We start from the raw sequence: 13,617 nt of genomic DNA, 5'->3' as shown, positions 1-13,617 counted from the left end.
GAATATTCTTCTATACTCTGTTCCCATTAAACAATATCAAGATTTGATTCTCTCCTGTTCGTTTCATTACCCGATAACCTGTACTCGATGCCGTCGCCATTCCTTCGTCGTTCGGCTTGCAATATCCCCCACCCCGGCACGTTCCATCGTCGCGAAGAAGCAGTTTACCGATAAGACCGATAGCCACCCAGTTGGGCAGTTCTTTCCGTGTTTTACACTTCCGGTTTGGATCCCAATACGGATTGATTTTAGGTCTCTGCTCTGTTCGTTCGGGGATGATGATATTACCTTCTCGATCGGTTACTGCCGGAATCACAACCTTTTGGTATTGGATCCGACTCCACTCATCGAGCACGAACTTGCTGCACCCCGGATCTTCCACATCCGCCAAAATCGCTGGATTGGAGCTGGTCACTCCCAGGATATATTCGTCGTTGGAAGTGGCTTTCCGAATGGTCTCACTTTCTCCGTCAAAGGTTACAAAATAACCTACATCAATCGGCTGGCCATCCGCCGTCTCAAACATCTCAGCAAAATCGCAAGCGCCGACGGCTATGTTGAATGCCGAAGCTGTGACGGTCGAGTCGAAACACGCACTGCCGTTATTTAAAATTTTGGCTTTGACGCCTGTAGGGTCACATGGAGCTGCTCCATTAACGAGGTACCAGGAAAATGGCAAGTCTCCCGCTGCAGGGTTGGGAGCACCGTTAACTCCCATCACATGCACTCCCCCAAGTGTGCCAGCGCATGTGCCCAAACCTTCTACATGGGAGAAGTTTCCATCTGCAAGAGTGTTAACACCCTCCGCATGGGATGCAAATCCAGTGGCATTCGTAGAATTACCCTCCGCATGGGCCGCAAATGCACTGGCCACTGTATGAAAACCCTCCGTATGCGACACTTCTCCACTTGCCACTGTACCAGAACCCTCCGCGTGGGATGCAACTCCAGTGGCATCTGTCCCATCCCCTTCTGCATGGGAAAAATTCCCGATGGCATCTGCGAAATTACCCTCCGCATGCGACGCAAATCCAACGGCATTTGTATGAAAACCCTCCGCATGCGACACATTTCCACTTGCCACTGTGCCAGAACCCTCTGCATGGGACGAATTTCCAATAGCATCTGTCCCATCACCCTCTGCATGAGAAAAACTTCCGATGGCATCTGCAAAATTCCCCTCTGCATGGGCCGAAAATCCAGTGGCATTTGTAGAAACACCCTCCGCATGCGATGCAATTCCACTGGCATTTGTATGAAAACCCTCTGTATGGGAGAAATTTCCACTTGCCACTGTACCAGAACCCTCGGCATGGGACGAATTTCCAATAGCATCTGTCCCATCACCTTCCGCATGAGAAAAAAAACCTATGGCATCTGCGAAATTACCCTCCGCATGCGACGCAAATCCGCTAGCATTTGTAGAAACCCCCTCCGCATGCGACGCAAATCCACTCGCCTCTGTAGTCACACCCTCCGCATGGGATGCTATTCCACTGGCCTCTGTCACAGAGCCCTCTGCATGGGATGCAAATCCACTCGCCTCTGTACCAGAACCCTCCGCATGGGATCCTAATCCACTGGCCTCTGTATTAGAACCCTCTGCGTGGGAAAAATTTCCGCTCGCAACTGTAAAAAGCCCCTCGGCATGGGAGGCAAATCCACTGGCAATTGCCCGAGCACCCTCCGAATGGGATGCATCTCCGCTGGCTTCTGTCTCACGACCCTCCGCATGGGAAAAATCACCTAACGCCTGTGGGCCTGGCCTCGATAAGATACTTAAAGTTCCTCCTTCGGCATGAGACGCAAACCCACTTGCGATTGTTCCAACCCCTTCTGCATGAGCACTTTGACCACTGGCTAGGTTAGGAGCGGGATTACCCAATTGATCTACACCACCGCCCTCTACGTGGGAAGCTCTTCCACTAGCGGTGTTTCCTTCCCCTTCAGCATGAGAATTCATTCCACTAGCGATGGTAGATATACCCTCGGCATGAGATTGATCCGCTTGCGCCTTTGTGCTATTCCCTTCCGCATGTGAAGCGCGTCCACTTGCCGCCGTAGATATCCCTTCCGCATGGGCAGCCAGTTGAGTTGCTGTTGTTAGGAGTCCCTCTGTATGCGAAATCAGTCCGCTTGCAATCGTCCCTTTCCCTTCCGCATGCGACTCATCTCCACTTGCTGTCGTGTTGAATCCTTCCGCATGAGACGCCAGTCCGCTTGCAGTTGTTCCGATTCCTTCTGCATGAGCTGCGAAATTGCTTGCCGTAGTTTTGAATCCTTCCGCATGCGATCCTTTACCGCTGGCTGTGGTGTTTACTCCCTCAGCGTGGGAGCCTTCACCACTCGCGACTGTGCCTATTCCTTCCGCTTCGGAACACAGCCCGCTTGCGATATTGTTGCAACCATTTGGCATACGATACCCTCCCCTCTAATAAACCGTTATGGTATCGTATGCCATGAGAAGAATGGTGGACTGGTCGGCTTAACGATGGATAAGGGTGGAATTTTTCCGTAGGACAAACGAGACAACCCATCCTGCTAACACGATGCTGATACCATTGGGTCGAAGTGTTTTCATCGTCCGCGAAGACGTCGTGATGAAGTTAATTACGCACGCCAAATCTCACTTTCTTCGTCGGACATTCTCCTAATCATCGTAGAAAAGTCGATAGCTTCACATTGGAGACGGACCAGATGGTTCTCGGATACAAACTTTTTCAAAATATCCTCTTCTATCGGCCCTGCATGTATTTGCACGAAATGAGGAGCCTTTGAAGTCGTTAGCAGATGGTTCAACAAGCCGGTCAATGTCATGATTATATGGGAAGCACTGCGATGAGCACCGCTGACAGCATAAGAAAAAGGAACCGTACAATCGTGATGATCTTATTTCGTTGGAAGTCTCTTTTTTCACTATAAGTCCTTGACCTTCACATTAGCGTGAACGTTTAGACTACACGCAGAAAGATAACTCATCCACTCAAGGAGGAACAAAAATGAACAACTATAGAGGGAAAAGGGCAGTCGTAACTGGGGGGACACATGGCATGGGCTTGGCCGTGGCAAAAGCATTGCTGGCAGGCGGCGGCGAGGTCATCGTCTCTGGCCGCAATCCCAAAAATGTCGAAGAAGCAAAACGTGAGCTAGGCGAACGGGCACATGTTGTGGTGTCTGACGTATCGAGCATGGAGGATGTGCAAGCATTCGGAGACTATGTTGAAAAGCATTTTGGCAAGATCGATTTTCTCCATGTGAATGCAGGTACTTCTATTCTGGAACCATTTTTGGAAGTCACTGAGGAGACCTACGATCGGATTTTTGAGGTAAATACGAAAGGGGCATTTTTCACTGTCCAGCGCTTGGCACCGCTTATTCATGAAGGAGGTTCGATCGTATTTACATCTTCCGTAGCAGATGAAGGCGGCTACCCCGGCATGAGCGTATACAGTGCATCCAAGGCGGCATTGCGCTCTTTGGCCTCCGGGTTTGCAGTGGAGTTGCTTGACAAGGGCATTCGTGTCAATGTCGTGAGTCCCGGTTTCATTGATACGCCTTCCATGGGAGTTGCCGGTTTCTCGGATGAACAACGCGCTACCTTCCAGGAGCTTGGCGATAAGATTACACCAATGAAACGTCATGGTTCATCAGAAGAAGTGGCGAAAGCGGTGCTTTTCTTCGCCTTTGACGCTACCTTTACGACTGGTGCGAGGCTAACTGTGGATGGTGGCATCGGGCAAAACTTACAATCCTTTTAAAAAGACGGCCCCGGAGCAGTTGATCGCTTCGGGGCCGTGACTATGAACTAGCTCGTAACCTTTTTTCCGCGGGTAATGGATATTTGCCTCTCCAGCGTTTTCTTCCACTCTTGGAGTGCCTCAATCTGTTCGATCACTTTGCTGAGCTTTTGTTCGTAAATCGCCAGCATTTCCTCGCAATATTCGTAATCGTCTGGAGTCGCAACTTCCCCTCTGAACATCGTTCTGATTTCATCCGCTGTTAACCCCAGCTTTAAGTACAGTTGAATCATCTTGACGCGCTTGACTGCCGATTCATTGAAATGGCGGTAATCATTTTCCAGTCGTTCTGCCTGTAACAAACCCTTTTCTTCATAATGGCGGATCGATCGGGTACTGACATTGGTTAATTGGGATAATTCGCTTATTTTCACGCAGTAAAGTACCTCCTCGTATGAGAATGCTATCCCAATTATATGCCAGAATGTCAGGGTATCCATATCGCATTTATATGTGAACTCCAGAATTTTTTACATGATAAATAATATTTGATCGTTCTATAGAGTCAATATCAAGAGGAGGTAGTAAAATACTATCACCTAGAAGGGTTAGCGAAGGTGTTTTTGCGTTAGCTGAATGGATAGCATTTACATGAAGTGCACTCGCCCCGACATAAGGTCCATCAACTATTTCATCCATTAATTGGCTGTCTGTCAGGATCACTTTATCAGAAATGACATTTCCTGTTGATTCAATATTTACATGTCCACTTGATACAGAAATAGATTCACTTACATCTAAAATTTCATCCACTAATTCACCTTCTGTTATTAGAACCTCGCTTAGTCGAGACCCCTTTTTGACGAAATTTGCTGTATCATTGATAGAAACGTTAACGCTACTTCGTATCCCATTAGCTGCATCTACTATCTCATCCACTAATTCACCAGCAATAATTTCAAGTTTATTTCCAGAAACTTTAGCTGATGAAGTCATGGTAAGCTCCATCACTGTATTGGTAAAATCATCCTCAATATCTACCGTTTCATCAATAAGTTCACCTTCGATAATTTTTAATTCGTCACAATCTATATTACTAGTATTGCTAAGATTTATTTTCATTGTAGAGGCATTAGAAATTTCACTATCGATTACTTCGTCAACTAATTCACCTTCTTCAATAAACAACTGTTTTCCATAAAAGTTTGAAGAATCATTAAAATCTATTTGAATATTGGAAGTATAATATCCCTCACCATCTAAGGTTTCATCAATTAACTCCCCTTCGTAAACAGACAATAGTGGACTAGTAACATTTGAAGTCCTCAATAGATTCACATTTATATTTGACGTATAAATATTTTCCATATCAAGTATTTCATCAATAAGTTCACCATCTGCTACTTCTACCTTAGTCTGAGCATGAACGTTTCCGGCATCAACAAATTTTACATCAATGGCACTAGAAATAATGTCTTCCGAGTCAATGATTTCATCGATTAATTCACCATCCATAATGGTAATTGATTTTGATGATACGTTACCGGATTTATCCATATTAAGATTGATTTTACTATTTGAAATTACTCTACCATCTATCATTTCATTAATTAATTGCCCCCTATATATTCGCAGGATTCCGGTATTTGTCCCTGATTTTGATGTAACGTTAGCGCTATTCGTAATATTCACATTAAATTCTGCGGAGTCAATCGTTGTGGATGCTGCATCAGAAAGTACGTTTATAACACTTTCAATCAAACTTCCACCCCCTATATGTAATGTAGAGTCATTATTAGCGAAAGTAACATTTGCTGAATTATTGATATTTACGTTTACACTACTTTTGGAAGCAATAGTCCCAATTATTAAATCTTTAATGAAAGCTGGCTCTATAGAAGATGTATTTTCAAGAATATGATCATTTTCATCGTAGTTTTTTTCTCCTACTATAAGCGTATTTAAAAGTTCTACATTGGCGCTATTATCAATGTTTATAGTAACTGAGGCACCTTCCCCTATATTTCTAATTAAACTAGGGATAAGTGAACTCGAGTCTGTATCAAAATGAAAATGATCAAAGGTTAAATTTTTATAGTTTGAAATAGAAATTACGATGTTTGAATTTGGTTCTATATCAATTGGTGATGGTGAATGAAATGGCATTTTTTCACCACCATCTTTTTGTATATAAATGCCCTCATACCTATTACTCATTGAACTATGTCTAAGGGGTGGGATAGGTAGTGCTTTATCATAGGTTATGTTTCCAGATCCAGTTTCTTTAAGAATTAAGTCCCCAACTCTTTCTACATTTATATCACCAGATCCATCATCAATAATGACTTTTTGTTTAACATCTTCAACATTTATCGTACCAGCATCATCTATAATATCAACATTACCAAGGACTCTGCTAACATGAACATCGCCGGATCTATCTACTATTTTTATGGAACTATTAATATTTCGTAAATCAATACTACCAGAGCCATCCTCTATATCTAATGTTTGATTGGAGCTTGGAGCATCCAAGAGGCTACTATTATTGACTTTTATATTCCCCGATTTGTCTTTAATTGATAAATTACTTGTATTTTCAATATAAATGTCTTCTTCATTATCAGTAATAGATATTTCTCCAGAGAGATCATATAATTCAAGGATGCTTTTTTTATCAAAAATTTCGATATTTAAATGAGGTGGCAAAGTAATTACTAAATCTATTATCTCTGTTTTTCCAACCTTTGGATTTATTGATAAATATGCGATTTCCTTATCTTGAGTTAAGTTAAAGTCTAGATGATCAAGATTATTTATCGTTGTTAAATCGGCATCTATAGATGTAGCATTCGGAGTGCCTCGAATCGTAAGTTTGCTGACTGAAGAATGAATAACCAATTTTGTTATATTGTTTTGAGCTATAGGCAATGTTTTGGCATAAGTAAGATCTGGACTTATAAAGATAGACGTGAAAAATAAGGTAATAAGAAGAAAAAGTGGTAATTTTCTCATAAGACCCCTCCTGGTAACATTTGGATTTAATGCAATTATATAATTAAACAAGATTAAAATCTTTAAAATTGTTAATTTTTAGAATATACACTCTTTGGGTGGCGTTCAAATTTACCCACTTTTTCGCTACTTCCTAGAGAGCGACATCCAGCACGAATTTCTGAAAAAAAGATAGCCTTCACCTAAATTGCTTTTGCAAGGTGTAGGGCTATCTTTTTAGTAATTACAGTATCCGTGTCCTTGAAAATTTACCGTCCATGTTCCTTCTTTACCACGTTCACTTTTTCCATATCGACTACCTTTCCATCCATTGTCACCGCTGGCAATGCTTCAATCCCATATGCCTGCGTTTTCTCCTCAAATTCGCCCTCGACACTCTGTTCCAGCTTGTTATGAACGACGACCTCACATTTGGAACAGCATAACGCTTTGACCTTTTCCACAAAAGCAGGACTGGAATGACTGCCTTCTACAAATATTTCGATTTTTGCACCCATGACTACTCCTCTCCTTTCGCACATTTTTGCATGATCGGGCATTGCTCCCTTGAGACGGACCACATCGATGGTGGACGTTTCGTAGCTTCCTCAAGTAATGCTTTGAAATGTTGAAGCTGGCTTATTTTTTTGTTGATTTCTTCTACTTTATCTAGGGCGAGCTGGTACATTTCCTGGGTGGGAAGCTCCTCGTCTTTTTTGTACAGAATCAAGAGGTTTTTGATCTCTTCTAACGTAAAGCCAATGTCCTGTGCACGTTTAATGAATAGAATATCAGTAACGGTTTGCTGAGAGAACATGCGGTAGCCGGATTTATTGCGGGGAGCTGCGGCGATGAGTCCCCTTTTTTCGTAGTATCTGACTGTTTCGCTATGCACATTGGCTTCACTGGCTACTTGGCTTCTCGTCAACCCATCCATAGTTTCCTCCTCAATCGTTATGATAAAGGCTGTAGTTACGTACAGAGTCAATCAGAAAAAAATTGTCTGTTTGACAACCCTTGTCTGAAGCTAAAAGCTCTATTTCGTTTTTGGGTTCTCGATCTCCTCTCACGGTTGAATAAACATGTACGCCGACTTAGGTGGATTGGCATGCCAGCCTAAGTCGAAACCAATCACTTCCTCATGAAAAAGAGACACCCAGTAGCCCTGAAGTGTCTCATCAAACGTTTTTTTTCGTACTACCATTTTTTCTTAGGTGGACATATCGGTTTGCAAGGTGGTGGAAATGTCGGTTTTGGTGGTGGTGTCGGTGGTGGTGTTGTTGGAATAGGAACTTGTTGATCCTGCAAAACCTTCAGACCAATACGCAGGACGATTTTTTCACGGACGGTCGAGAATGTTTTGGTTGTGTCCTTGCACCGCTTATTTTCCAAACCAATGTCTAATTCGGTGAATTCCGTGAATAACAGCTCACAATACGGTCTTTCGTTGTAAACTTTTCGGTTACCGAACAAACCTACGTTGATCTTTGCCGCATGACCTGATTTATTCAAATATTCTCCGTGTGACTCGAAATCTGGTGCCAGTTGCAAAGTCGGTCCTGTAGCCGGAAAGGTCAGATCCGTACAGAAATCGAATGGTATCAGCGCCGTTGTATGTCGTACGTCACCGCATACAGCAGTTCCCGTTACTTGATCAACTGTGGTGTACTCGATATTTTTGCGAATAAAACCACTGACGAACAACTTTGCAGACAACGGGTTGAATGTGGGAACCAGCTCACATTGTTCCAGAATAACACTCTTTAATACTCGAATGATCTCTAGTGCAGGCCTCTCCAAATGAACATTCGCTTCCACACATACGACAACGGCCGTTTCTGCCAACGTTACAGGTACTTTAATCGTTTTAGGAAAAGCGGTTTCGGTCGAAGCCATTCCGAAAACACGGGCGTTTTCCACCGTGCAACTGTTTTGCGTAACTTGAGTTTGGCCACAGTTACAGCCATCGCCATGTATACCCATTTTTACTCTCTCCTTTATCACCAACTTACTCTCTTTATATTATATGGACTAGATTCAATATGGATTTGGCTGATGCCAAGCGTTATCTGCCCTTTTTTCTAGAAAAGACTGTTTACCTTCTTCGTTATGTATGGAGGCGGAACGGGAACAAGCTGCTTCCGATACCACCATACACGACCGCTAATGGTTGCCAAGCCGCTGAACTCCTTCCATCCTGATTGCGAATGGGTGAGCGGTTCTGCCGTGATGTTGATTTGCCAGTCCCCCGTCTCTACCCATCTATTCGTCGGACAAGCTGGTGCTGTAAGGAGAATGGCACTTGTTCCTACATTTTCTTTGGGCAAGGAAGGGCGTAATACTGTAGAGGTAAATGGCAAGCGAATCGTTTCATGCTCTACTTTTTGCGAATCGACAGTGACCCCCACACCCTTAATTTCCAATTCACCTGACAGCCAGACAATCTTTTTGCTATCATCGTGGCGAACGTGCTGAACATCGATCTTACTTTGGCATTCCACCTCTTTCCAATCGAGCTTCCAGGGCACGCGCAAGGAATGAACCCACTCTACATCCCAAATTTCTTCTAGGATAGCAACCTGCATGAGCGATTGACCTGCGTTTTCCACGTAGACTACTTTTGCTTGAATCAGTTCTGGCTGAGATCTGTTGTTTTCTTTCGTATGATCCTTGGCATCCTTGGAGATGGGAGGAATGTGAGGAGCGGACTGCGGTGGGATTTGTTCAGTAGCTGTCTGCTTAACCGGAGCTGGAGGCGCATGGTTTCGTTTGCGCTTAGGTTTCTTGGAGCGATACACTTTCTGCTTATCGATGGCACCTTGCTGAGGCTGCATCTGTTCCTTCGGTACTACAAAAAGGAGCGGGAGTGATGCACTCGACTTTTTCAAAGAGCCTCGATGGGTAAGAATTGGCTTTCGATTCTTCGGATTTTTCTTGTCGTTCGGCATATCCTCACTCCTTCCCATCAAAATACTCCTCCCATTATCCATACGTGATCGCCCGTCTGGTTGTATAGACACTTGCCCTTTCTCTAAATAATTCGTCTTCCCCTAACAAAAAAGAACAACCCTCTCCCGAAAAAACCACGAAAGCCGTTGTCCTTTATTTTTTTAACGCTCCGACACTTATAATCTTGACCTCAGGATGTATCGATATCTTTGCTTTGGAAAATGCTTTTCCCCAGTCATCCTCCACTTTCTTCCATTCCTCATAGGCATAGGCACGAGCATATTTGCCCAACCCTATCGGATCAACCTGTTTTTTCTGGAGCTTGGCAACGACACCTTCCATTTTTTGTTTCATCACCGCAGCTATTGCACGCTCCATTGCCATTTTGTCCTTGATGACTACAATTCTTCATTTCCTCAAAACTTCAGAAATCCTGACCTGCGAGTAGTTTTCTAGGGCTTTGCATGAATCTCGCATTGCAAACAACACCGCTATATTGTAAAATATCGACAACTTATTTTTCCTGAAGGAAACAATTTTTCTTAAGGTCAAATCTTTGGTGTAGGAAGGAATATGATTCCATGAACGTCGTATTGACAAAGGAACAGCCATATCCTGTTTTTCAGCCCCTGGTGCATTTGACTACAGGACAATGTTTCGGGTACGAAGCACTTCTTCGCTCAGCTACACATTGCTCACCAGAATTCCTTTTTCGAAAGGCACGTGCAGAAGGACACTTGTATGAATTGGATACGTTGTCGATGAAAAAAGCAATGGAATCATACTTTACGAACGTGATTTTTCATGATCATGTCCCGCTTTTGTTCATCAATGTGTTTCCTTCTACGTTGTTGAACCCTGCTTTCCTATCGTTTATTACCGAGGGCTTGTTTGAGTCGTGGAACAGTCGAATTGTCTTGGAAATCAACGAGGCCAATGAAGAAGACAAGATGTGGGAGATAAGATTGTTGGGGCAAAAAATACGTGAGCTGCGTCAGCATGGATTCCTGATTGCATTAGATGATGTCGGCTCGGGTGCCGCTTCATTAAAAAAGATCGTGGAGTATGAACCAGATATCGTTAAGCTCGACCGGTACTTTGGTAAACAATTGTCCTCCATACCGAATAAACAAAAGCTCGTCTCGCTTTTCGTCCAATACTGCCAAGATCAGACGCAGCTTGTACTGGAAGGAATCGAGGAGCCGGAGGACTTATCTGTCGCTTTGGCACTTGGCGTACCGGTTGGTCAAGGTTTTTTGCTGGGGCACCCAGAACCACTTCAAGCAACACAAAAATGACGATGAAAACTTTCTCGTCGCTCTCCCGTAATGATACGCGATATTTCGGTTACGTTAAGCGAAAGAAAAAATCCCTCACAAGGAGGGATTACAGGCGAAACATTTGCTGTTCCGCGTATTGTACCAAACGCTTCGTCATCTCTCCACCGACAGAGCCATTTTGTCGTGCCGACGTATCAGCGCCCAACTCGACTCCAAATTCAGCAGCGATCTCGTACTTTAATTGGTCAAGTGCTGCACGAGCTTGTCCATACACCAAGGAATTCGAACGTGACATTGCTGTTCACCTCTGGTTGTGATTGTTTTCGTGAATGGTAGTATGTGCAGATTATGGGAGTGTATTCAAACATGCTCCGACCGTAGTCTTTGTTCTTTGGAAGCCAGGCCACTCACCATGTAAATTGGCGCGCCTTCCTCCGCATATACTTTTCTCGCAATGTTCGTTTGCTCCCATTTTTCTAATAACATCGCAGCTTCATCCATGGTGATTCTGGCATTGTAAGCCAGCTCGTAAACCGCTAAAGCACCGCCCTTTTTCGTAGCTACTTGCAGGGCGATTCGCTCCATTCTCTCTAACTCCGGTTTTTGTGTGAAGGCAAAATAACCGTAGATCCCTCCTATGGTCGTACAAGCGAGAATGAAAATTAGGCTGTTCCAATGTACAAGGGCATAGCCGCCTACAAAGGTGAAGACAAATGCTAAACAGCAAAAGAGCAGAAATCTCGACCTTTTATCGATCCATGCAGGGATCGGATCATACTCTTCGTCATATTGGTACACTTCCGACTCATCCGTATAATTCGGAAAGAAATAGATGATTCCACCATCTTCTTGATGCGTAATCGAGCAGTAGTTGCTTTTGTGCCACTTATCGATAATGGGCTCAATCGATTGATAGCTTTCATGCGTATAGTACGGAATCTCTTTCGGATTGAGTTCCCCTGCACTATCCATGACATACGTCAAAACATCGTGTTCCGAATGCCGTTGATCCTCTTTCCGATGCGAGGTCAGTATGTAACGTCCAATTAATATAAGAAAGAAGATTGCAATTGTGGCCGCTGAGATATACTCTCTCATGTTCCAGATAATTTGTTCTTCGGAGATGGCAATCAATGTGCCAATAACTCCACCCAATACGGCTTGTAAGATTCTTTTTTTGCGTTTTCGCTGGCTCTGTTCCAGTTTGAGCGCTTCTTCATCAGACTGGTCCTCATAGTCACTTTCATAAGGCATATGTCCGTATACATAATCATCCAACTGATAGACGGCCATCTTGCCAGGCATAGTGGACGTGCTCAGAACCTTTCGTTGTTCCATCTCTCTCAGAATTTGCTCACACTGCGATAGCGGCAACTGCGATTCGAGAGCAAATGATGCAACAGAAACGACTCCATGATTTTGATTTGCGACTGTCATTGCGACAGCTTGCTGTGTTCGTTGCATTTGCTTTTTTGCCAGCCTTCTTCCTTCCATGTAAAAGAACGCGTAACCAATGGAAATGAGGCTCATGAAAATTCCTAAGAAGATTGTGTTGTCTAAGATTTTATAGATGCCATCGATGACAAAATAGCCAGTTAGCAAAGCAAGTATGAGAAAAACGCCAATAACAAAAAGAATCACCAAGCTACCTAAAAATTTATTCATCCGCCGCTCCTTCCTCACCTTCTCTAAAGCCCGCGAAATAATAGAGAATGTCACCCTTCTCGGTTACACTCAGGTCAGCAAACCCCTTTTTTTGAAGCTTACTTAAAATATCTTGCGCTTTTTGTATGGTAAGAGTAGATTGGGACGCGATATCCGCTGCTGTCACATAGCCCTGCTGATCACGCGCAACAGAAAGAATATACAGGATATTGTCGGACTCGAGGCTTTCAAGAAACTTGAGCTTCTTGAGCCATTTTGATTTTGCCCTTTTGTATTTGATTTCAAGTGGCAGTCCGAAGATGAAACCAAGTGTCATGGCATTCACCACATAATGCAAGGCTGTCATTTCATAAGGAATGTACGCTTCGTATCTGTCCCCATAAAAAAAGAGCAGAAAAGCCTCCACATAAGCTTGTAGGATCGGATACAACCAAAGTGATAACAACCAAATACAAATCATCATCCCAAAAACAATCATGAAATCCCTTCTTTTCACTTCTATATTTCAGAAATATCGTTCGACTAAATTTTACCTGAATAAATAGAAAAAGACACCAAAAAAAGCTAGTGTCTTCGGACTCACTTTCCCATGACTCGGGAATTATATTTGCTCTTCTATCTTTAGCAGTTGGATGAACACCTGCCATTCAGTTCTCTGAATTGCTTTTTTTGATTTCTCCAAACCCAACTCTGGAGGGAAGGTTCTTTACATCCTCATTGTGATAAGCATTGATGATATCTGGTACATACTCTTCCGTTAATCGTATGCCTGCAAGGATCATTTCCTTTTCTTCTTCTGTCACGCTGAAAAACTGGTCACCGCATTTTTCACAAGCTATCACCCACCGCTCCTCCAGCTTCTGCAAGCGATTCATATCCCATTGCACATCTTGCTCACACGTTGGGCAGGCAATTATTTTCATCGTCTTACCCTCCTCTACGTACAGCTTACTTTTCTTGCATTTTACTAGAATGAACAAAAAAAGACACTA

The 13,617-nt window shown here is 43.5% G+C and carries 14 protein-coding genes; 2 read left to right on the top strand and 12 right to left on the bottom strand.

Annotated features, from left to right (window positions below):
* Positions 1–10: 10 nt before the first annotated feature.
* Positions 11–2,416, bottom strand: a complete 2,406-nt coding sequence (locus ASG16_RS27730; protein ID WP_056487309.1) for a peptidase G2 autoproteolytic cleavage domain-containing protein — start codon at positions 2,414–2,416, stop codon at positions 11–13.
* 583 nt (positions 2,417–2,999) lie between these two features.
* On the opposite strand from ASG16_RS27730, the gene ASG16_RS27725 reads away from it, so the two are divergent.
* The gene (locus ASG16_RS27725; RefSeq protein ID WP_056487306.1) at positions 3,000–3,758 is read left to right on the top strand and encodes an SDR family oxidoreductase; all 759 of its coding nucleotides are present in this window, start codon (positions 3,000–3,002) and stop codon (positions 3,756–3,758) included.
* A 47-nt stretch (positions 3,759–3,805) separates the two neighbouring features.
* Here ASG16_RS27725 and ASG16_RS27720 read toward each other — a convergent pair whose 3' ends face one another.
* The 7 genes from ASG16_RS27720 to ASG16_RS27690 all read right to left on the bottom strand — a co-directional run bounded on the left by ASG16_RS27720 (position 3,806) and on the right by ASG16_RS27690 (position 10,058).
* Positions 3,806–4,171 (bottom strand): MerR family transcriptional regulator, encoded by a 366-nt coding sequence (locus tag ASG16_RS27720; RefSeq protein ID WP_056487304.1) that lies wholly within the window; start codon positions 4,169–4,171, stop codon positions 3,806–3,808.
* A gap of 73 nt (positions 4,172–4,244) precedes the next feature.
* Positions 4,245–6,752 (bottom strand): DUF4097 family beta strand repeat-containing protein, encoded by a 2,508-nt coding sequence (locus ASG16_RS27715; RefSeq protein WP_056487303.1) that lies wholly within the window; start codon positions 6,750–6,752, stop codon positions 4,245–4,247.
* A gap of 248 nt (positions 6,753–7,000) precedes the next feature.
* Positions 7,001–7,249 (bottom strand): hypothetical protein, encoded by a 249-nt coding sequence (locus tag ASG16_RS27710; protein ID WP_056487301.1) that lies wholly within the window; start codon positions 7,247–7,249, stop codon positions 7,001–7,003.
* Positions 7,250–7,251: 2 nt separating this feature from the next.
* A complete protein-coding gene (locus ASG16_RS27705; protein ID WP_056487298.1) occupies positions 7,252–7,668 on the bottom strand; it encodes a MerR family transcriptional regulator in 417 nt (138 codons plus the stop codon).
* Positions 7,669–7,928: 260 nt separating this feature from the next.
* Positions 7,929–8,714 carry a CsxC family protein gene (locus ASG16_RS27700; protein ID WP_048033040.1) on the bottom strand — a complete coding sequence of 262 codons (786 nt, stop codon included), beginning with the start codon at positions 8,712–8,714 and terminating at the stop codon, positions 7,929–7,931.
* Positions 8,715–8,812: 98 nt separating this feature from the next.
* Positions 8,813–9,697, bottom strand: a complete 885-nt coding sequence (locus ASG16_RS27695) for a hypothetical protein (protein WP_056487295.1) — start codon at positions 9,695–9,697, stop codon at positions 8,813–8,815.
* A 136-nt stretch (positions 9,698–9,833) separates the two neighbouring features.
* Positions 9,834–10,058, bottom strand: a complete 225-nt coding sequence (locus tag ASG16_RS27690; RefSeq protein WP_157966785.1) for a Ger(x)C family spore germination C-terminal domain-containing protein — start codon at positions 10,056–10,058, stop codon at positions 9,834–9,836.
* A gap of 203 nt (positions 10,059–10,261) precedes the next feature.
* Between ASG16_RS27690 and ASG16_RS27685 the strand changes: the two genes are divergently transcribed.
* The gene (locus tag ASG16_RS27685; protein ID WP_056487290.1) at positions 10,262–10,978 is read left to right on the top strand and encodes an EAL domain-containing protein; all 717 of its coding nucleotides are present in this window, start codon (positions 10,262–10,264) and stop codon (positions 10,976–10,978) included.
* A gap of 88 nt (positions 10,979–11,066) precedes the next feature.
* Here the strand turns inward: ASG16_RS27685 and ASG16_RS27680 are convergent, their stop codons facing one another.
* The 4 genes from ASG16_RS27680 to ASG16_RS27665 form a co-directional block, all read right to left on the bottom strand.
* Positions 11,067–11,255, bottom strand: a complete 189-nt coding sequence (locus ASG16_RS27680) for an alpha/beta-type small acid-soluble spore protein (RefSeq protein WP_056487285.1) — start codon at positions 11,253–11,255, stop codon at positions 11,067–11,069.
* Between the two features lie 65 nt (positions 11,256–11,320).
* Positions 11,321–12,625, bottom strand: a complete 1,305-nt coding sequence (locus ASG16_RS27675) for a hypothetical protein (protein ID WP_056487282.1) — start codon at positions 12,623–12,625, stop codon at positions 11,321–11,323.
* A complete protein-coding gene (locus ASG16_RS27670) occupies positions 12,618–13,103 on the bottom strand; it encodes a hypothetical protein (RefSeq protein ID WP_056487279.1) in 486 nt (161 codons plus the stop codon). The genes ASG16_RS27675 and ASG16_RS27670 overlap by 8 nt, the downstream gene beginning before the upstream one ends.
* A 169-nt stretch (positions 13,104–13,272) precedes the next feature.
* Positions 13,273–13,548 carry a hypothetical protein gene (locus ASG16_RS27665; RefSeq protein ID WP_056487278.1) on the bottom strand — a complete coding sequence of 92 codons (276 nt, stop codon included), beginning with the start codon at positions 13,546–13,548 and terminating at the stop codon, positions 13,273–13,275.
* Positions 13,549–13,617: the final 69 nt, after the last annotated feature.

Origin of the sequence: Brevibacillus sp. Leaf182, assembly GCF_001423865.2 — a bacterium.
GTDB lineage: Bacteria > Bacillota > Bacilli > Brevibacillales > Brevibacillaceae > Brevibacillus > Brevibacillus brevis_C.
This window is presented reverse-complemented; position numbering and strand designations above follow the sequence as displayed.

Coding starts and splice junctions, on each gene's coding strand:
- ASG16_RS27730 (WP_056487309.1), bottom strand. CDS start 2,416: ATGCCAAATGGTTGCAACAATATCGCAAGCGGGCTGTGTTCCGAAGCG.
- ASG16_RS27675 (WP_056487282.1), bottom strand. CDS start 12,625: ATGAATAAATTTTTAGGTAGCTTGGTGATTCTTTTTGTTATTGGCGTT.
- ASG16_RS27690 (WP_157966785.1), bottom strand. CDS start 10,058: ATGGAGCGTGCAATAGCTGCGGTGATGAAACAAAAAATGGAAGGTGTC.
- ASG16_RS27670 (WP_056487279.1), bottom strand. CDS start 13,103: ATGATTGTTTTTGGGATGATGATTTGTATTTGGTTGTTATCACTTTGG.
- ASG16_RS27700 (WP_048033040.1), bottom strand. CDS start 8,714: ATGGGTATACATGGCGATGGCTGTAACTGTGGCCAAACTCAAGTTACG.
- ASG16_RS27665 (WP_056487278.1), bottom strand. CDS start 13,548: ATGAAAATAATTGCCTGCCCAACGTGTGAGCAAGATGTGCAATGGGAT.
- ASG16_RS27695 (WP_056487295.1), bottom strand. CDS start 9,697: ATGGGAAGGAGTGAGGATATGCCGAACGACAAGAAAAATCCGAAGAAT.
- ASG16_RS27710 (WP_056487301.1), bottom strand. CDS start 7,249: ATGGGTGCAAAAATCGAAATATTTGTAGAAGGCAGTCATTCCAGTCCT.
- ASG16_RS27725 (WP_056487306.1), top strand. CDS start 3,000: ATGAACAACTATAGAGGGAAAAGGGCAGTCGTAACTGGGGGGACACAT.
- ASG16_RS27685 (WP_056487290.1), top strand. CDS start 10,262: ATGAACGTCGTATTGACAAAGGAACAGCCATATCCTGTTTTTCAGCCC.
- ASG16_RS27680 (WP_056487285.1), bottom strand. CDS start 11,255: ATGTCACGTTCGAATTCCTTGGTGTATGGACAAGCTCGTGCAGCACTT.
- ASG16_RS27705 (WP_056487298.1), bottom strand. CDS start 7,668: ATGGATGGGTTGACGAGAAGCCAAGTAGCCAGTGAAGCCAATGTGCAT.
- ASG16_RS27715 (WP_056487303.1), bottom strand. CDS start 6,752: ATGAGAAAATTACCACTTTTTCTTCTTATTACCTTATTTTTCACGTCT.